The sequence below is a fragment of the Thalassotalea sp. HSM 43 genome (assembly GCF_004752005.1).
In the GTDB taxonomy this organism is placed as follows: domain Bacteria; phylum Pseudomonadota; class Gammaproteobacteria; order Enterobacterales; family Alteromonadaceae; genus Thalassotalea_A.
Genome location: NZ_CP038493.1, coordinates 21,053 through 41,770, shown reverse-complemented (window position 1 = coordinate 41,770; position 20,718 = coordinate 21,053). Strand labels below are relative to the sequence as shown.

Below are 20,718 nucleotides of genomic sequence, written 5' to 3'. Positions count from 1 at the left end.
AGCCATTAAACCATTGAGCCTAGGCAATACTCAATCAACGTGCGATTACGCCTTTGTTGATGAATAACGCTGGCACTGCTGTAGCAACGCAATAAATGATGGTAATTCTCGATCGAAACTGTCTTGGGGTAAATACAAATGAAATCCATACGCAGATTGTAATACGGTACATTGATGTAAAAATGCCGCAATCGGGCCAGTTATTCGTTGCCCGTTAATTCTAAAAGGCTCAAAGCATATAATCGCTTGTTGCTGAGTTATTAGTTCGGCTTTTACTGCGGTGATAAGTAGATTTTTTTGTTCATGAATAAGCTTGTTCGCTAAACGAGGCGATATTGAATTAGCTAAATGGCTAACATCAGATAAGGCAATGCCAACAAAAGGCAGATGCAGCGCTTGCATATGAAGCTGTACATTAATCTCGCCGACACGACGTATCGAATGCCATGGTAAACGCCACTGGCCCCATGAATGATGATAACTAAGCCACTCAGGTGTGATGGTATAACTGACTTTAGGTTGTAAATGTTTCAAATAACCGACTAAAAACACAATCAATGCCGCCATATTAAGTATGATCAATTGCAGTTTGTAGGCTTGCCAAAAGAGCAGATCTAACAACAAACAAAAACCCAGTAACAAACTGCCGACTGTCATCAAAAACAGGCGGTTTCGTCGCGCTAGCGGATGGATATAGATTGTTTTGTCTTCAGTCATTTACGAATTCTTATTTATTTCATCATATTGTCACTTGCAATCTTGGCACTTTTTTCCATAGTTATAGTACCTTGTTTTGATTATGACGATACAAGGTATTGAAATGCAACCTCGGGAGTTATTATGCCACACGCAACATCAGGCAATGATATGTTCAAGCTAGAAGGGCGAACCATTGCCATTATTAGCTATTTAACCATTGTTGGTTGGGTGATCGCGTTGATTTTTCATGGGCAAAACCCGTCTCGTTTTTCGGCATTTCATTTACGCCAATCTCTGGGTATGTTTCTTACTTGGGTTATTTTAAGCTTTATACCGGTTATAGGCTGGGCACTTGCCATTCCATTATGGATCTTATGGGGTTTTGGCTTGTATTACGCCTGTTCCAATCAACTTACCTTTATACCATTACTTGGCAAGCTGTTTGATGACAGTCTAAATAGCCTGATTCGACGTCGAGCCGTTTAATAGATCCGATCATCTATATCTATTGTTTTGCTGACCAGCTTGTCTCTAAAAGTGTGTTTGTCTTAGTAAAATTGCTGAGTTCTTCACCAATGACCGACACATTTGTGCAGTTAATGCCATAAGCTCAAGGTTTAGCCTAGTGCATTGCTGTGCTTTATGATTAAATCAATATCATAAGCTGTTGTTTAGTTCAGGATAAATCTTGTTTTATATATATCCGGCAAATCGCATGGAAGATTTGCTGACTCTGTTTATAAAGATTCGACATCTCAAGCCATTACCTATATTGGCTAAAGAAGTGGTCATGGTGCAAAGTCAGGGCTTACAGCATTGGCTTAATATGGAAGTTGCAAACGCCAATAAAATCAGTATGAACAGCGATTTTGTGTTGCCTGCACAGTATTTGTGGAAATTATTGCGCAACTTGTGCGAGGACAAATTTCCTGAGCAAACGCCGTATTCCAGAGAAGTTCTCAGCTGGCGAATAGACAACTTATTGCAATCTGAGCGGGTATTGGCTGACGAACGCTGTCGTGACGCCAATATTTATTGGCAGGATGATTTAGCTTGCCAACCTTTAAAGCGCTATCAATTGGCGTGCCAGCTGGCGGATCTATATGAGCAGTATTTAATTTATCGACCAGAATGGCTGAGCAGTTGGCGTGATGGAAAAGCCATTGCCGATAGCGATCACTTGTTCGCTAAGACCGAACAATGGCAGATGGCAATATGGCAGCATTTGCAACAAGAGATCAGCTACGATCCGCAAGATTTATTGACCATTGCTGAACAACAAATTGATGACTTAAAACACCTGTTACCTAGGCGAGTTTCCTTGTTTGGCATTAATGCGTTGGCGCCGATGTGGTTGCAATTCTTAGACTTGTTATCTGAACATATCGATGTGCACGTGTTTCATTTAAACCCGTGTTTTGAATTCTGGGGTGATATACAAACCGACAAGGCGTTGGCGAAACAGCAGTACTTGCAGCATATAGGCAAATGGCCAGAAACCATAGAAAGCAGCGAAGGCATTAATCCATTGTTGGCTAATTTAGGCCAACAGGGGCGCGAATTCCTTTCTTTGTTGCACAACATTAATAACATCGAAATCCCGCTTTATGATGAACTTTACGAGACCAGTGAAGAGTCACCCGAGGGGGATGTGTCGCTATTATTGCGACTGCAAAAAGACATCTTAACGCTGCATGATAAACGCCAATCACCACAAGCAATCGTTGATGATTCGGTTGTCATAACCAGCGCACACAGTGCTTTGCGAGAAGTGCAGGGGTTACATGATTATCTGTTGCAGTTGTTTAATGATGATCCGCAATTAACGCCAAAAGATGTGATTGTGATGTGCCCACAAGTCGAGTCTTATGCGGCCTATATTGATTCGGTGTTTGTGCGTGGCTGGGAAGATGTCGGCGAAGGTGTACCCCCTCTGCCATGTTCTATCGCTGATCGCATCAGCAAAGAAAGCGAACCACTGGTGCATGCGTTTAGCGAATTGCTGAGCATGGCTGATGGTCGTTATTCTGTTGCCTCTATATTGTCGTTATTGCAATTAGAAAGTGTGCAGCAGCGTTTCTCGATACATGCAGGCGACATTGATAAAGTCAGTGATTGGTTGCAAAAAGCACATATCTATTGGGGCTTAGATGCCGAGCATAAAAAGCATTTACTCGAATCAAACCAACAGACGGATCAGTTTACCTGGCAGCAAGGTCTTAGCAAGTTAATAAAAGGCTTTGCGTTCGTTGACCAAGATATGTTGTTAGATGAATCTGTGGTGCTCGCTAATGTCGAAGGTAATGATGCGGTTTTGCTCGGCAAAATTATTCTGTTTCTTGAACAACTTCAGGTGATGCAGCGCCTTCTAAATAGCAAGAAAACACCGAATCAATGGTTTGAATTTCTCACTAATCAAGTGCAACGACTATTCGCACCGAGTGACAGAGACTACGGTCTTGAAATCATCAATAATGCGTTAGCGCAATTGCAAGAATACGCCGAGCAGGCAACATATCAGACGCCTATTGAGTTAAACGTCATACGAGAGTTTTTAAATCAGCATTTTTCTCAGCCAGATCCTGGGCGACAGTTTATGATTGGCCAGATCACTTTTTGTTCGATGATGCCGATGCGTTCCATTCCATTTAAGGTGGTTGCAGTACTAGGCCTAAATGATGGCGAGTACCCTCGACAACGTACCCCGCTTGGCTTTGATCTGATGCAATTAAGTGATGCCAAAGCCGGCGATAGGTCTCGACGTGGTGATGATAAGTATTTGTTTTTAGAGGCGATGATCTCGGCACGGCAACATTTATATTTAAGTTATCAAGGCCGAGACATAAAGAACAATAACGAGCGCCAACCATCGATCGTGCTTAGAGAGTTGATGGAGTATTTACACGCGGCCTACAAATGGGACATTTCTGATGCAAGTAGCAGTCAACTGAGGCAATTACCGTTGCAAGCATTTGCTAAAGAAAACTATATTGCCAGTACTCGATTTCCAAGTTTCGATAAAAACTGGTTGGCGTTAACCAAACTCGATTCGGTGCCAGAGCAACAGCAAGAGGCGAGTTCCGCCTTGTCGAACGTCACTATCGCGGAGACTTTGGCTGTTGATGATTTAATCCGCTTTTATCAACACCCTTGTCGTTATTTTGCCCGTCAACAATTAAAGTTAATGTTTAATGAAACCAATACCTTAATTGAAGACGTTGAACCGTTTGCTGCTGATGGCTTAAGTCGATATCTGTTTATGGGCGAGGCGCTGCAGCTGTCATTGCAGGGCGATGTTAGCCAAAACCTCGCTTTGCAAAAAGAGTTTGCCATCAAATCAGGAGAATTTCCTGATATACCGACCACACCTGAAACCATGCAAGAATGGCAACAGCAAATGCTCAGTTTCGCATTGAGTATTGAACAGCATTTGGCGCCATCGTTACAGCGAGAAACGGTTAATCCAGATCAACCAGATAACATTGGCCAGCAGCAATTAGTGCTCTGTGTCGACGCTAAGGACAGTCTTAGTGACCACAAAACGCTTGACGATGCAGGGGATACTCTGGCGTTACAGCTTGACGCTAACATAGCAACGTTCGATGTTGCAGACTCGCTAGTTTGTGTTGACTATCGACATGCCAGTTTAAAGGGCAAAGACTTGGTGCGCCTCTATCTAAATCATTTATTTGCCTGCGTTAAACACCCTGATAAAAATGTCACCAGTTATGGTTATTATTTCAGCCAAGGCAAACAGGACAAAGAAGACAAGCTCAATATTGCGACTTTATCTGCGGTGGACAATGCTAAACAAGTATTAAGTCAATGGGTGGCGACGTACATCACAGGGCAGCATCAGGCGTTGTTACTCGACCCTGAAATCGCATTTAAATACATGATAAACAGACAGAAGTTTAGCGATAAAATGCCTGTTCAAAGTGTCTTTAGTAAAGCCTGGAAAAAGGATGATTTTGGCTATAATAGTGGCTTTTCCGACGACCCTTATATTGACTATTTCTTTCCAGAGTGTCCTGATATTGAGCGTATATGGCCTGACCTTATCGATCATTTTCGTCCTTTGTTTCAACACTTACAATTGCAAAATGTCTCGTTGACACAAGTGAATGATGTTGAGGAGCGGTTTTAGTGGAAAATCTACAAGCTCACATTATTGGCCTTGAAGGCTCACATTTAATTGAAGCCAGTGCGGGTACTGGTAAAACCTTTAATATCACTCGATTGTATTTGCGCATGTTATTAGAGCGACAATTAAGCGTTGAGAATATTCTGGTTATGACGTTTACCAAAGCGGCGACAGAAGAGATTCGCGGCCGCATAGATAATTTTCTAAGAGACGCGCTGGCGAACTGGGATCGCTATACAAGGGATGCCGAAGACGACTATTTCTATGCTTTAGGTAAACGTGTTGATAAAAGCTTTGCACAAGTGGCGATTAAGCATGCATTGATTAACCTAGATCAGGCGGCCATTTATACCATTCACGGTTTTTGTTCACGGGTGTTATCAGAGCAAGCGTTCGCCTCAGGTCTTAGTTTTTCCGCACAAATGGAAACCGATGACAGTGGCCTGTACTTACAAGCGGTACAAGATGCCTATCGGGTGTTGGCAAAACAATCTCAAACAGAGTTTGAATTGTTAACGCAATTTTGGCCCGAACCAGAAAGTTATATTAAAGAGTTTTTACCCTTGCTCAGAGCAGAAACCTTGCCGAGCATTGAAACGATAGCGCACTTTACATTGAACTTGGTGCGACTAGCACAACAGGCAAAACATCAATTGCTAACGCATGAGGCGTTTATTGACCAACACCTTATCAGCTCAAAAAAGGGTAAAGAGTTAGCGAAACGTCAAAATGAGTGGCAAGATTTATTGTTGTTTTTAGATTCACTGATGGCGCTGCCCGTTGATGAAAACAGCGATATGACATTAACGGCGAGTAAAAAACAACAGTTAATAGAACAACTGCAATATTGCCTTGAGCAGAGCGTTGATTTTAAGTTTGTATCATCGAGTCGCTGGCCAAAGGCCGAAGATAAAAAAGACATCAAGGCACAGTTGCAAAACATCTTCCAAACGCCGCTAAAAATCGAGAAAATCATCAAGGGTTTTGGTAACGCGTTACCAAAAGCTGAGGCATTTGAAGTCTTGCTTTTATCAATAAAGATGATAAAAAACAGTGTTTTAAAGCAAAAGGGACAATTGCAGCTACTCAGCTTTGATGATTTGATAGAGCAGTTACAAAAAGCTTTGTTAGGGGAGCGAAATGCTGTTGCTAAGCCGCTTACAGAGTTGTTGCGCCAGCAATATCCTGTGGCACTTATCGATGAATTTCAGGATACCGATGCGCGCCAATTTGGCATTGTTCAAGACTTATATTTATCGCAGCAAAACGTTGAACAGTATGCGTTATATCTGATCGGCGATCCGAAACAAGCAATATATGGCTTTCGAGGTGGCGATATATTTACCTATCTTGATGCCGCAAACCAAGTGTCTAAACGCTGGGTTATGGACACCAACTGGCGCAGCAGTGAACAGATGATTAGTGGCTACAATCATTTGTTTTATGGTGGGCAATTGGATAAGCCATACCAAAATGTGTTTGGTTTTGATATTGATTATCAACCGGTAAAGGCGTCGGTGTTGGCAACAAAACAATGCTTGCAGGATCCACATAGCGACTACCAAGCACTGCAATTTGTTGAATTTACTGATACCGATGAGTACATGCGTTCTGGATTTGTTACTGGGGATTTTCGACCTCAGATCAGTGCATGGTGCGCCAATGAAATCAAACGATTGTTGCTCAATGCGCACATCCGTGAAGAACAAGGTGAGCAACCGATTAAAGCTGCGGATGTTGCGGTACTGGTTAGAGATTCTATTGAAGCGAGTGAGATTCAGCAGGCCCTCAATGATTTGGGTATAGCCAGTGTGTATAAGTCACAACGAGACAACCTGTTTAACTCCGATGTTGCCAGTCAATTTATAACGGTGTTAGATGCGGTTATTCATTATCAAGATGATCGTCGCTTTATCAGTGCCTTAGCGACACAATATTTTGCCTTTCACGCTAAGCAAATTGCCGATTTACAACACGATGAAAATCGTTATGAAGAAGTGAAAAGTTGGTTTTCACAGTTACATCGAATGTGGTCGCAGCGTGGCTTTATGGCCATGGGGTTAAAACTGTTACACGATTATCTACCGAAAAATTCAGGTGTTAACGAACGTCAATTAACCAACATGATTCATTTGTTGGAGTTGTTGCAACTGGCCTGGCAGCGTATGCGTTTGCCGCAACAATTATTATCCTATCTTATTGAGCAGTGTCACAACCCGCTATCAGAAGTTGCCGAGTTGCGCTTAGAGAGTGATGCCAATTTGGTGCAGATTGTAACTCAACATGGTTCTAAGGGACTTGAGTATCCAATCGTCTTTGTCCCGTTCTCAAGTCGTCATAAAGACCCAACTAAGCAGGGCACATCGCTTAAACAAGTCCTCAAATATTATGATCAACAATCCGGCATTCGTTGGCATGTTGGTAATGATGAGCGCATAAGACAACAAATGGCTAACGAAAGTTATGCTGAAGATATTCGCTTGTTGTACGTCGCCATAACCCGAGCCAAACATCGATGTTATATGCCTTTGGTCCCGTTTTCTGACTATCATTTATCGCCTGTTGGGCAAACATTGAAATTGCAAAAAAGTCAGGATTTCGCGTCGGCTTTGAGCAAGTTCGAGCTTAACGCTCAAAGTGGTATCGGCTATTGCCAACAAGCAGGCGTAGATCCTGTTGAAGGCGAGATAACACAAGCTAACGAAGAGCAATTGAGTGTGCCTGTTTTTGCCGGTCGCATCGAGCGAGATTGGTGGTTGAGCTCGTTTTCGGCTTTAACTCGAAATATGCGCCATTCTGGTCGCGCCAATTCAGAGCGCGATGAAACGGAAGTCGCACAGGCATCACGCCAACAAGGGCTATCGCATCTAAGATTTTCCTTTCCTAAAGGCGCTAATACCGGTAATTTGCTGCATGACATATTAGAGTACAGTGATTTTACCCAGCCCAATTGGCCACTTGTTGCAGGTCCAAGGTTGAGTAAGGTTGTAAATCTACCAAACGAGTACAGTGAACAAGCATTTTTTGATTGGATGGACGATGTCTTAGCGACACCGATGGACCGTCAGAAAACCAGTTTATCGTCACTTGCAGCGACGCAAACACTTAAAGAAGCAGAATTTTATTTTCCAATGGAGACCGTTGATACGCAATCTCTACAATGGTTGGTTAATCATTTTAGGCAAGATTATTTGGTTACCGTGTCGGCAAATTCTACAACGGCATTAGCATCCATTAAAAAGCCGTTTGCGTTAAGTTCAAGTAAAGATCTACAAGGTATGATGCACGGCTTTATTGATTTGATTTTTACCAAACAAGACTCGCCAGAAAGTGAACCCCAGTTTTATGTGTGTGACTATAAATCCAGCCACTTGGGCAACACCATGGATGACTATCATCCCGATAAACTAAGTTTGCATATTAGCCAACATAATTACGATTTACAGTTTCTGATTTACGCACTGGCGTTACATCGTTATTTGCAAGAGCGTATTGCTGATTATCAATTCAAGCAACATTTTGGTGGTGTGTTTTATTTGTATTTGCGAGGGATGAGTCGTGAAAATACTGAACGGCAGGGGGTATTCTTTAATCCGCTATCTGAGCAGCTAATAGAACGTTTAGATCGAGTATTTAAAGGTGAATCGCTTAGCGACGCAGATAAAACCTGCTTACAGGCATTGACGCAACAGCAACAACAGCCTGAACAAATTGATGCTAATACGAACCGCAATACGGGTTCTACACAACAATCAGATGCGGCAAACACTCAACAATTAAACTTGTTTGATTTGGATAGTTAAATGACGCTTATTTCACCTTTTTTACAGGCCAGTAAAACATCCTTACCTTATGATAGTTATTATCAGGCGAGTGAACAGCTGGCAGACATAGAAGCCATCGATTACTACTTGGCTTGCAGTATTTTAGACTCACTAAAACAACGCATCACTGCCCACACGCAAACGGAGATTAGCCAGTTATTTCACGTGTTTATGGCGTTAAGCAGCAAACATCGTAGTGGCCATAGTTGCGTTCGAATAGGTGATTTAGCAAATAGACATGAGTTTATTGATGCCGAGTCAGATAGTGTTGCTAGTGCGCCGCAATCAGCTAAACCTGGCTTTGTGTTTGCTGATTTTACCAGTTTGCACCAACTTCTTGATGGATATTTTAATCGTGACAATGACAGCGCACTGATATGTTATGCCAATGAAAACCTTTACTTGCGTCGATATTGGCGCTTTGAATCCGAGGTGGTCAATTTTATAGAGCGTAAACGTAAAGAGTTCGTTGCCGTTGATGTTAACGACTGTCAGCGCATTATTGCCACGTTATTTGCGCAATCAACGGATGACATCGACTGGCAGGCGGTCAGCGTAGCCAATGCGATGAATAAATCCTTGGCCATTATTGCTGGGGGCCCTGGTACGGGAAAAACCTATACGGTTACCAAATTATTATTGGCGTTGCTGATGCTAGACGATAGTTTACAAATCGACATGGTCGCCCCAACCGGTAAAGCGGCGCAAAGATTGAGTGAATCAATAGCCAATGCGGTTAATGGTTTTCGTCAGAGCGGCCAATTTGATCAGGGGTTAATGCAGCGCATCCCAGAGCAGGCTGCAACGATTCATCGATTATTAGGGGTGATCCCAAATTCCGTCAATTTTAAGTTCAATGAAGACAATAAATTAACCACCGATGTGTTATTGATTGATGAAGTCTCTATGGTTGATCTGGCGATGATGTGTCGCGTGTTTCGAGCCATGAAAGATGGCGCTAGGGTAATCATGCTAGGTGACGCCAATCAATTGCCGTCAGTAGCGACGGGCAGTGTCTTGGCCGACATTGCGCCTTTTGGTCAAACACAACTAAGTGCTACGAATGTGGCGTTTTTGCGCAATATGTCAGCGAACTTTAGTGGTCTGACTGAGAGCAAACCCGCATTGGATTACTTATGCTATCTAACTCAAAGCCGTCGTTTTAGTGGTGACGGTGGCATTGGTAAGCTGGCCTCTATGGTGATCGATTCTCAAGCCGAGTCAGCGTGGCAATTGGTTAGTGGTAATCAAGACGGTGAAGTTTCATTGGCTGAAAGTAAAAATTTCAATGACTTCTTGTACTCGTTAATAAAGCGACACTACTTAGCACTATTTTCAGCCGACACAATTGAACAAGCGTTTGCGGCCTTGGATCGCTTTAGGATCCTAACCCCAAGTCGCAAAGGGGAGCAGGGTGTTGAACTTATAAATGAGTATATTGAACACTCCTTGCAACGACTTGGCGTCATTGATGATGTCAACAAGCCGTATCATGGCAAGCCAATAATGATCAGTGAAAATCATTATACAACTGGTTTGTTCAACGGCGACATAGGTCTTATTTGGCAACAACCAGGGGAGCCGTTAGTGGCTTATTTCCCAGAGCAGTCAAGTTTTCGACGTATTCCATTGGCCAGATTACCCGCTTATGAAACCGTATACGCGATGACGATACACAAGACTCAAGGGTCTGAATTTGCCAATGTCGCAATGGTATTGAGCGAAGGGCAGCAACGTTTATTGTCAAGAGAGCTCTTGTACACCGGGATCACTCGTGCTAAAAGACACATCGAATTGTATTGTCAAAAATCGGTATTCACAAAGTCGGTGTCGATAAAAGTCAGTCGCGCATCAGGCTTAACCAAACGCATTCTCAAACCCATTGAAGATAAATAGGAAATCTAACCATACATGCAACTGCAACAGATAAATAAATCTCGATATCGAGCCCACCTAAACAAAGTAATCATCGCTTTTATCATTAGCTTTGCCTTGTTAGCGTTAGGCATTGGCCAAGCACTTATCGTACTCATATCAGCGCCTGGTGCGGACAATTTTTGGTTGAATGTATTCGGTGTAGCGTTGGCGTTGATGATATGTTTGAGCGTGATTAATCAGCTCAAACATCACCAGTTTATGCACGAGGTATATTATGTATGGCGCCTTAAACAGCAAATCAATCTAATATATCGCAAGTTAAAAGCCATCAAAGCACTGGCATTTGATGATAATAATACCGACGCTATGATTATTTTAACTTTCTATTATCAGGCCTGCAGACAACTGTACGAGCTCGATGATAATACCATTACCTTGGACTCTCTAAATCGAGAACAGGATAAATTAGCACAACATTTACAGTCACTTTCACTTGAATTAAATGCAAGTCAGTATGATACAAGTTTGCTTAACATTGTTTAATACTTGGCGTTTTTACGATCTTGGTAATGAGTTATAGGAAAATCATTTAACAACGATCGCGCTTTATCTTAGGAAAAATAGCCGGAAGGGTCTAAAATTAAGGGTGTTGTAATAAAAGTTACAGATGCGTTTTTTGTATCGTCTGAAATAAATACCCTAGCTCGCATGTTATTTCGGTAAAAACATCTGGTTCAAGTAGTCGTCGGTTTTTGAACTCTTTCGCCGTTTAGGCGATCTGTCTGTTTGCATGCGAGTGGTATAAGGATAGTACGTGCAATCGACCGAACAGCCGTTGGTGTTAGATGGGTGGATCATCCTCCACGAGAAGTCAGCCATAACGAAAGGAAGCCAGACAATTCACCTGGAACCAAAGATTATGGATGTCTTGGTGTACCTGTTGAAAAATGCTAATCGAGTTATTTCCAGAGAAGAGCTAACTGAAAACGTTTGGCAATCTAATTATACCTCTGATGAGGTGATCACCCGCGCTATATCGGTATTGCGTAAAAAACTAGGCGATACTGGCAAAGTTCATAAATATATTAAAACCATTCCCAAGCACGGTTATGTGCTTGAGCTAGAAGACGTTAGCGACCCCGCAATTGATGAGGCTAATGGTAGTTTAGTATCAAGCCAGTCAACATCGGCAAAACAAGGCATTAATCCTATTATCGCGATGACAATCGCCATGGTAACACTGGTTGTTTTGGTGGTTTTGTTTAGTGTGCAGTTATTTAAAACCGAAGTCGTCGCGGTTACTGATGGCAAAATCAACTTAAAAATTGATCAATTTACCGCGGTTGATAACCGAGGTTCCAGTGAGATGGTTGCCAGAGTGTTGTCTGAACGATTGATGACCACACTAAGCAATTCTGAATCTGCCAATGTGGTTGTTGATCATGACTCATTACTCGATCTTAGCGATGCACGCATTGATTTTATTATTCGCGGCGGCGTGCAAGAGATTGCTAATGAATATCAAGTTAACTTTCATTTTATTAATGGCAGTAATGGCGATGTACTTTGGAGCCAGTCTTTTGCTGGCGATAGAGATGCTTATCACCAATTGGTAAATAACATCAGCCAAACCATCAATTACTTTATTACCGTTGCGTATAAAGATCAGTTGGATTTACACAATTTGTCTTTGAAAAGCTTACAGGCGGCTATTTTGATACATCAGGCGCGAGAGTTACGTCGGGTTAATAGTAAAGAAAATCATGCGTTGGCAATAAATTTATTAGAAAACGCGTTATTGTCATATCCCAAAGAAACTCGCCTTAAATCAGAGTTGGCTTGGACCTATCTAAAAGGCGTTGGTGATATTCAAAACGGTGACAGTAAACAACGGGTGCAACAATTACTCGAAGAGCAAAGCCAAGAGTCAACACAGGATGCGATGTATTTAGGGGCAAACACTCTGTATCGTTATCAAAATGACGACATTACTCTGAAACAAGCGATCAACGAGTTTAAAGCGGCAATAGATGCAGAGCCGGATAATATTGAGCTCATCACCCGACTAGCAACCTTGTATCGGGTTAATGGTCGATACCAACAAGCCGGGGAGTTATTAAGTGGAGTTATCGCCAACAACATAGATTACTCGGCTGCGGTATTTCAATGGGCTAAATTACAAAGCCAGCAAAATAAAACACCACAAAGCATCAGTCTGCTCGAGGACTATGTAAAACGTAATCCACAAGATTTTGGCATTAATCAACTGTTAGTGCAGCTGTACATCGACAGTGGTAAATTTGCGCCAGCGATTAATCATTTACATAAAATCGACATGGATCATTCGAACCAGCGATTGTTAGAGATTCTAGCGGACAGTTATTATTTTTTAAATCAACCGGAAGCGACCATTCGCTATTATCAAAAAATTGATATCACCGGATCGCCAATTATGTCATTTCAGCGTGACTGCCTTGTTGAAATTTTACAAAAACAGTTTTCTCAGGCAGAGAAAAGCTGTCAAATGGCAGATACCGATAACAATTATCGCAGTCGCTTTCATTACGCCAGAGTATTATTGCTAACGCGTGACTTTCAATCTGCTGTGCAACGCTACGAGACCGCATTCGCAAATATTGATGATATCAAAGGTAAATACTCTCGAGCATTATTGTTTGATCAGATTGATTATATTTATGCGCTTAGCCAAACAGAGCAAAGCGATAAAGTACAAATGTTAGCAGATGCCATATTACAACAATTACAAAACCAAAATCGTATGGGCTACTTAGGATATGGCATCAGTGATGTCATATTATGGATTGCTAAAGGCGATCTCGAAAAAGCCGGTGACTTATTTTCCCAAGCACTAAACCAAGGTTGGTTGCATTGGTATGATTATCGTTACGGAGGACCGCATCCTGCGCTAAAAATGTTGGTAACGGATGAACGCTATAGTCAATGGAAGAACTATATAGAGCAAGCCATAGTGGACCAAAGTAATAACGTTAATGGTGAGCTTAAGCAACATCCTGTTGCGGAATAAAGTAATCGTTATGGTGGTTCTCTTATATTAGCGGTTATCTTATCTTAGCGGTTATCCTTTATTGCTGGCGCTGCCTCAGGTGATCATAGCCTTAATCACGGTCACTTAATGGCTGTGGAGCCAACGCTTTCTATATCACCGGTTTTTTATCTTGCTGTCCGCGAATAAACATTTAGTCTCTCACGTTGATATTCCACTATTGTCTCAGCCTCTGATTACCTCATTCCCTCATTCCCTGATAGAGAGAAGTTACCATGACAGCTGAGTCGCGGTTATTAATAATTTTGGTGAATGACGCGCTTTGTATTTGGCTTGCTAAAACTCAGTAATAGTGACCTATCATTGATACTGTTTGAATGACTGTCTAATGCCTATAACACAAAAAAAACGTCTAATACTTGGCGTGAGGGTGATTTAAACATTTGCTTGAGGATGGACTGAATTGTCTTAATGGCTTTAACGGGCTTAGTATGGTTTTGAAATTTATCGTCAAGGTTTTAATATAAACCGTAATAAAAAATCACCAGTCATTGACTGGTGATTTTAAGACCTAAGCGAGCATTTGTTTAGGTTTGAATTAGAAATTAACATAAAACTTTTCAGTCTCGTTTAATGCCACATCTTCAATGCTTACATCACCTAATGCTTCATTTAAACGATCTGCAGTTTTATATGCGCCATGTGTCGCTGCAAAATCTGAAATATTTTCACCATTGCATACCACTTTCAACGCAACAGTTTCGGTTTTCAAACGATAGCTATCAACTGTGTTGCTAAAACGAATAGTATTGTTTGACTTAGCTGCTTTACAAACATCGATTAACGCATTTTCCATATAGCTAGACATTGAATTTGCGCTTGCTGGTGCAACTAATAATGCGGTTGATAGAGCTGCTGAACCTAGTGCTAAAGTTAACTTTTTCATGAGATGTTTTCCTTTCTTAATTACCGTTTAATGTTTATCTGTTGTTTCTTTATATAAGTTGAATAAGTAGTTATCTCATCAACTTGTTGTGTTTGTTTTCAGTTGTGCGCTGAAGACCCTTTAATTAAAGCCTTTACATACATTAAAAACCTGAGGGAAATATGATGAATATTTAATTAATATCTATTAGAAACGTTAAATAACAACGAGTTAATGGCTTATATGTGTCGATTGTGTGTAATTAGTGTGTTATTTGTCTAGTTCACATGATGTTGTGTCTAAATGTAAAAAATTATGTCTTAAATAAATCGCTTTGTTGAATATTTATGCGTTGTACGTGCAATACTATGGTTGGTGCCGGTTGTTGGTTTTGCTTGTTCTGTAAAAAAGCGGTATGTTGACTGTCGATTATTATCTTCTGATAGAAAACGAGAGACGTTCACATGGCAACATTATCCCGAGCAAAATCCTTTATTATTAAGTCTTCAATATTCGCTGCGGCTATTACGCTGTCAGGTTTGACTCATGCTGAGCAATTTGCCATCGCGATTCACGGCGGAGCGGGCACCATCGAAAAAAGTAAGTTCACACCTGAAAAACTGCAGGCCTATGAGGCCAAGCTAAAACAAGCGGTAGATGCGGGTTATAAAATACTCAACAACAACGGCTCAAGCACAGAGGCGATTATCGCTGCCATTCAGGTATTGGAAGCGTCTGAATTCTTTAATGCCGGTAAAGGCGCTGTCTATACCTATGATGGTCAGCACGAATTAGATGCATCGATCATGGATGGTAAAACATTAAATGCTGGGGCGGTCAGTGGCGTAAAAACCGTAAAAAGCCCTATAGCATTAGCCAATGAGGTAAAAGACAATTCAGTACACGTCATGCTAAGTGGTACAGGTGCGGAGCAGTTTGCCAAAAAGCAAGGATTGGCGTTAGTGGACAACACATACTTTGACAGTGAGCACAGATACCAGCAATTGTTAGACGCCAAAGAAAAGCTTAAGCAGCAAGAAAAAGAATTAAAAGACTTTCAAGCGGCACACCAAAGTCTGGATAACAAATACAAATACGGCACGGTTGGCGCTGTTGCTCTGGATAAACAAGGTAACCTGGCAGCAGGCACTTCAACCGGCGGTATGACAGCTAAGCGCTTTGGTCGAGTAGGTGATGCACCAATTATCGGTGCCGGTACGTACGCAAACAACCAATCTTGTGCGGTATCAGCGACAGGCCATGGTGAATATTTTATTCGCTATCATGTTGCTGCTGATATCTGTGCGCGTATGCAATACCAAGGTATCACGCTAGATAAAGCGGCAAATGTGGTGATCAATGATGTATTAGTCGAGGCCGGCGGAAGTGGCGGCGTTATCGCCATTGATGCAAATGGCAATATCTCGATGCCATTTAACTCAAAAGGCATGTATAGAGCCTCTCGAAAAGCAGGTGAGCAGGCACAGGTTGCAATTTTTAAAGACTAAGTACATTTTGTTTTTTCCTTTTGCCTTAATTCGTGGTTATTCTAGGATAAAATTAGTTGCCTTATTAGATGCCGTATTTTAATAATTTTCATAAGAAAATTAGGCATTTCCAAATAATGCGCTAATCTAAAAGTAAGGGGAGCCATAATAACGACAGAGGTAGGGGATATGGAGTCATTAAAGGTTAAAGATTACTTAAATTCGCACCCAGTTACGTTTCGACGCAAGATGCCAATTGAAGAGGCTAGCGGCTTGTTAACCAAAACTCATGAGATTGGTGGCCCAGTGTTGGATAAATACGGTAATTTAGTCGGTTTTTTATCTGAATCCGATGTACTAGAAAAGATACTTGAAACTGGTTATTTTCGAGAGCATTGTTGTGAAGTTGAAAATTTAATGCGAACAGACGTGCTAACGGTTAAACCGTATGACAGTATTGTTGAGCTTGCACAAACGATGTTGCAACATAAACCTAAGGTTTATCCCGTGGTTGACGATGATGGTAATTTACTCGGTACCATTAGTCGCAGCGACGTATTAAGCGCCATCGACACGCATATAAGTGCGCTGTATCAGGTTCAAAATTAAAGGTTTTTATAGACGATAAAGAAAAAGCAGCTGATGAGCTGCTTTTTTTTATTGAAGACAGTGGCTTGCGTATGCAATTTGGATAAGAACTGTTAAAATCGAGCGATAATTGTTAGCGACACCTTCGGATATATTAGTGCCATCCGCGATAGACTCTCAACTTAACTCATTACACTCAAAACTGGGGCAAACTCGGTTATGTGATCGTTTTTTACTGAAAAAGCGTCTGCAAGGCGTGAACAAAATTCAAAAAGACAATAAAAAACAAGCCGCACTAACCACCATAGAAGCAGCCGTTGAACATTCTATTGAACGTAAACGCTTGTTGTTACAGGGATTGCCAAAGGTAACCTATCCACAACAATTACCGGTATCACAGGCTGTTGATTCTCTTAAAAAAGTCATTGGTGAAAATCAGGTGGTTATTATCGCTGGTGAGACTGGCTCCGGTAAAACCACACAAATCCCCAAGATATGTTTAGAGCTAGGTCGGGGGGTTGAAGGCTTCATTGGCCATACACAACCACGACGTATCGCCGCACGCACGGTCGCAGGTCGAATCGCCGAAGAGCTGAATAGCAAATTGGGTCACCAGGTTGGCTACAAAGTGCGATTCTCTGACCAAGTATCCGATAACACTTATGTTAAGTTAATGACGGATGGTATCTTGCTGGCGGAGATGCAAAGGGATCGTTTATTAAGACAATATGATACCTTGATTATCGATGAAGCCCACGAACGCAGTTTAAATATTGATTTTATCTTAGGCTATGTAAAACAAATATTGCCGAAACGCCCAGATCTCAAAGTCATTATTACCTCGGCGACCATTGATCCGGAACGCTTTTCTAAGCACTTTAATGACGCGCCAATTGTTGAAGTCTCGGGACGCACCTATCCGGTAGATATTCATTATCGTCCTCTCGATGATGTTGATGGCGACTATATCGAAGGCATAACACGCGCTGTAGATGAACTGTCTGGGCTACCTATGGGGGATATTTTGGTGTTCCTCAATGGTGAGCGAGAAATCCGAGATGTGATGTCGGCGTTAGAGCATGAAAACTACCGAGATACGCAAATCTTGCCTTTGTTTTCTCGGCTTACCGTTGCCGAGCAAAATAAGATATTTGCACCACACAAAGGTCGCAACATTGTACTGTCAACAAACGTCGCTGAGACATCGTTAACCGTACCGGGCATTCGCTATGTCATCGATCCCGGCACAGCACGTATTTCTCGCTATAGTTATCGCACCAAAGTTCAAAGGTTACCAATCGAAGCAATATCGCAAGCCAGTGCAAATCAGCGCTCAGGGCGTTGTGGTCGTGTTGCTGCAGGCGTTTGTATTCGTTTATATTCTGAAGAAGATTACTTATCTCGTTCGGAATTTACCGATCCTGAAATCCTGCGCACGAATTTAGCTACGGTTATTCTGCAAATGCTGGCGCTAGGGCTTGGTAACATTGAGGCATTTCCGTTTGTTCAGGCACCTGATAAACGTAATATTAACGACGGTATGCGTTTGCTTGAAGAGATTGCTGCTATTAAAGATGGCAACGCAGAACAAGTAAAATTAACCGACGCTGGTCGCAAGTTGTCGAAATTCCCAGTTGATCCTCGTTTGGCGAAAATGATGATGACCGCCATAGATACCGGCTGTGTTGAACAGTTGGCGATAATCGTTGCAGCATTAAGTATCCAAGACCCTAGAGAGCGGCCAATGGAGAAGCAGCAAGCGGCAGATCAACAGCATGCGCGCTTTAAGGATAAGCAGTCTGATTTTATCAGCTTACTAAACCTTTACTATTACCTAAGTGAACAGCAACGCGCGTTAAGTAATAACCAGTTTCGTAATCTGTGTAAGCGTGAGTACCTAAGTTATCTAAGGATCCGTGAATGGCAAGATATAATCAGCCAATTAAGGTTAACCTGCAAAGAGCAAAATTGGGGATTTTCGTCTGTTGATATGGAGCACGAAAGTGCCAGCCAATTGATTCATCAAGCGATATTGTCAGGTTTGTTAAGCCATATTGGTAACTTAGATGAAAATAGAGAGTATAAGGGCGCCCGTAACAGTCGCTTTTATATTTTTCCCGGTTCGGGCTTAGCGAAGAAAACACCAAAATGGTTAATGGCAGCGGAACTGGTTGAGACCAGTCGACTGTTTGCCCGTATGTGCGCAAAGATAGAGCCACATTGGCTTGAGCCTTTAGCTGGTCACTTGTTTAAACGTAACTATTCCGAACCTCATTGGGATAAGAAGCAAGGCCAAGTCATGGCGTTTGAACAAATCAGCTTGTATGGTTTGGTGATCATTCCCAAACGTAAAGTCGCATTTGCCAAAATTGAGCCTGACACCTGTCGTGAACTGATGATACGAGAAGGATTGGTGCACGGTGATATTAACGCGAATTGGGGGTTTTTAAAGCACAATCAGCAATTGGTTAAAGAGATTGAAGCGCTGGAAGATAAAGCCCGTCGTAAGGACTTTTTGGTGGATGAACACGTGTTGGTTGAATTTTACCAACGGCATATCCCTGATGATGTGATTAACCAGTCTGGATTGCAGAAATGGTGGCAGGTCACGTCAAAAAAACAGCCTAAATTACTGCATTTTGACAAGGCTTTATTACTCAATTCTGAACAGGTGTTAACCACAGCAGAATATCCTAAGGTATGGCAACAAGACAGCATTAGCATTGCCTTAACCTATAACTTCGAACCTGGCAGTGACGACGACGGGGTCAGCGCTAATATTCCTGTCAGTATGTTAAACCAAGTCGAAGATAAAGGGTTTGAATGGTTAATACCGGCTATGCGGCTGGAGTTAATAACGGCATTAATACGTTCGTTACCCAAGCAAGTTCGTAAAAACTTTGTGCCGGCGCCGAACTATGCCAAGGCGTGTTTTGATGCGATTTCACCTGAGCAAGGTGACCTGATAAGCGCGTTAGAAAAACATTTGTTGCGCATGTCAGGTATCCGTATTCCTGAACAAAGCTTTGCCTTTGATGAGCTTGATGCGCATTTGCGTATGAACTTTAAGATATTAAATAACAAAGGTAAGTTATTGAAACAAGGCCGTAATTTAACGGTCTTGCAAGAGCAATTGCAAGGTAAGGTTAAAGAGTCTATTAAACAAGTTGCAGAAAAAGGTATTGAACAGCAACACATCGTAAAATGGGATTTTAACGCGCTACCGAAGTCTTATGAAAAGAAACTGGCCAATATTAGCATTCAGGCGTTTCCTGCGTTAGTGGATCACAAAAAAGACGTTGCCATTGAACTGTTTGAAGATAAGCAAAGTGCTGCTGATGCGATGCTTAAAGGCGCGACTCGACTTATTTTGTTGAACATCCCTTCTCCGGTAAAATATTTAGAGACAAAATTACCAAACAAAGCAAAGTTAGGTTTGTATTTTAATCCATTCGGTAAAATATCAGACCTACTTGACGATTGTATTGTTGCCAGTGCACAACATTTGTTAAAGCAACATAATATGGTGCCTTTTAGCGAACCAGAATACGCTAAAGCGCGAGATTTTATTCGTGCAGAAATTGCTGATAGCGTGTTAGCCGCAGCGATTAAGTTAGAGACCGTTTTAACGATGCGACATGAAATCGCAAAGCAGCTCAAAGGTAATGTGGGCCTTAATATGATTCAGGCCCATGGCGACATTAAACAGCAATTGGACGCATTGGTATTTAAAGGCTTTGTTAGTAACAGTGGTATTCATCGATTGGATGATATTCTGCGTTATTTAAAAGCAATTAAACGTCGTTTGGAGAAATTACCTGTCGATCCGAACTCAGATCGGTTAAAAATGCTTGATGTCGAAAATGCCGAGACTTTGTATAAAAACTTACTGCAGCAGCAACCAAAAAATCGACCAATAGATGAGACTATATTGGAGATACGATGGATGATAGAAGAATTTAGAGTGTCTATATTTGCGCAAAATTTGGGTACCAATATGCCTGTTTCCTATAAACGTATTAAGAATAAAGTTGCTGAATTTAAAGGGAAATAATCACTTAGGTCGCCATGTTAATGGTCATTTGAATATACAGTGTTAAGCCAAACAGGTAAGAGATTTTTATAAAAACCCTAGTTAAGTTGTTGAC

The 20,718-nt window shown here is 41.7% G+C and carries 11 protein-coding genes; 9 read left to right on the top strand and 2 right to left on the bottom strand.

Going from position 1 to position 20,718, the window contains the following annotated elements; genetic code table 11:
* Window positions 1-45 precede the first annotated feature (45 nt).
* On the bottom strand, window positions 46-717 hold the full coding sequence (locus E2K93_RS00220; protein WP_135437153.1) for a DUF2982 domain-containing protein: 672 nt from the start codon (window positions 715-717) through the stop codon (window positions 46-48).
* A 123-nt stretch (window positions 718-840) separates the two neighbouring features.
* Here E2K93_RS00220 and E2K93_RS00215 point away from each other — a divergent pair, with 123 nt between their 5' ends.
* The 6 genes from E2K93_RS00215 to E2K93_RS00190 all read left to right on the top strand — a co-directional run bounded on the left by E2K93_RS00215 (window position 841) and on the right by E2K93_RS00190 (window position 13,591).
* A complete protein-coding gene (locus E2K93_RS00215) occupies window positions 841-1,185 on the top strand; it encodes a DUF4870 domain-containing protein (RefSeq protein ID WP_135437152.1) in 345 nt (114 codons plus the stop codon).
* Between the two features lie 202 nt (window positions 1,186-1,387).
* Window positions 1,388-4,846, top strand: a complete 3,459-nt coding sequence (gene recC, locus E2K93_RS00210) for an exodeoxyribonuclease V subunit gamma (protein WP_135437151.1) — start codon at window positions 1,388-1,390, stop codon at window positions 4,844-4,846.
* Window positions 4,846-8,646: an exodeoxyribonuclease V subunit beta gene (gene recB / locus E2K93_RS00205; RefSeq protein WP_135437150.1), complete on the top strand. Its 3,801-nt coding sequence runs from the start codon at window positions 4,846-4,848 to the stop codon at window positions 8,644-8,646. The genes recC and recB overlap by 1 nt, the downstream gene beginning before the upstream one ends.
* Window positions 8,647-10,563 (top strand): exodeoxyribonuclease V subunit alpha, encoded by a 1,917-nt coding sequence (gene recD, locus E2K93_RS00200; RefSeq protein WP_135437149.1) that lies wholly within the window; start codon window positions 8,647-8,649, stop codon window positions 10,561-10,563.
* A 15-nt stretch (window positions 10,564-10,578) separates the two neighbouring features.
* On the top strand, window positions 10,579-11,088 hold the full coding sequence (locus E2K93_RS00195; protein WP_135437148.1) for a DUF3087 family protein: 510 nt from the start codon (window positions 10,579-10,581) through the stop codon (window positions 11,086-11,088).
* Window positions 11,089-11,359: 271 nt separating this feature from the next.
* Entirely contained in the window at window positions 11,360-13,591 is a 2,232-nt protein-coding gene (locus tag E2K93_RS00190) for a winged helix-turn-helix domain-containing protein (RefSeq protein WP_135437147.1), read from the top strand.
* A gap of 577 nt (window positions 13,592-14,168) precedes the next feature.
* Here E2K93_RS00190 and E2K93_RS00185 read toward each other — a convergent pair.
* Window positions 14,169-14,516: a DUF3718 domain-containing protein gene (locus E2K93_RS00185; RefSeq protein ID WP_135437146.1), complete on the bottom strand. Its 348-nt coding sequence runs from the start codon at window positions 14,514-14,516 to the stop codon at window positions 14,169-14,171.
* Between the two features lie 443 nt (window positions 14,517-14,959).
* Between E2K93_RS00185 and E2K93_RS00180 the strand changes: the two genes are divergently transcribed.
* From E2K93_RS00180 to hrpA, 3 genes are all read left to right on the top strand, one after another.
* Window positions 14,960-16,003 (top strand): isoaspartyl peptidase/L-asparaginase family protein, encoded by a 1,044-nt coding sequence (locus E2K93_RS00180; RefSeq protein WP_135437145.1) that lies wholly within the window; start codon window positions 14,960-14,962, stop codon window positions 16,001-16,003.
* A 168-nt stretch (window positions 16,004-16,171) separates the two neighbouring features.
* The gene (locus E2K93_RS00175) at window positions 16,172-16,591 is read left to right on the top strand and encodes a CBS domain-containing protein (RefSeq protein WP_135437144.1); all 420 of its coding nucleotides are present in this window, start codon (window positions 16,172-16,174) and stop codon (window positions 16,589-16,591) included.
* Between the two features lie 148 nt (window positions 16,592-16,739).
* On the top strand, window positions 16,740-20,624 hold the full coding sequence (gene hrpA, locus E2K93_RS00170) for an ATP-dependent RNA helicase HrpA (RefSeq protein ID WP_135440356.1): 3,885 nt from the start codon (window positions 16,740-16,742) through the stop codon (window positions 20,622-20,624).
* Window positions 20,625-20,718 lie beyond the last annotated feature (94 nt).

Excerpts from the sequence above, each read along its gene's own strand:
- E2K93_RS00220 (WP_135437153.1), bottom strand. The coding sequence starts at position 717 with ATGACTGAAGACAAAACAATCTATATCCATCCGCTAGCGCGACGAAAC.
- E2K93_RS00215 (WP_135437152.1), top strand. The coding sequence starts at position 841 with ATGCCACACGCAACATCAGGCAATGATATGTTCAAGCTAGAAGGGCGA.
- recD (WP_135437149.1), top strand. The coding sequence starts at position 8,647 with ATGACGCTTATTTCACCTTTTTTACAGGCCAGTAAAACATCCTTACCT.
- E2K93_RS00195 (WP_135437148.1), top strand. The coding sequence starts at position 10,579 with ATGCAACTGCAACAGATAAATAAATCTCGATATCGAGCCCACCTAAAC.
- E2K93_RS00185 (WP_135437146.1), bottom strand. The coding sequence starts at position 14,516 with ATGAAAAAGTTAACTTTAGCACTAGGTTCAGCAGCTCTATCAACCGCA.
- E2K93_RS00180 (WP_135437145.1), top strand. The coding sequence starts at position 14,960 with ATGGCAACATTATCCCGAGCAAAATCCTTTATTATTAAGTCTTCAATA.
- E2K93_RS00175 (WP_135437144.1), top strand. The coding sequence starts at position 16,172 with ATGGAGTCATTAAAGGTTAAAGATTACTTAAATTCGCACCCAGTTACG.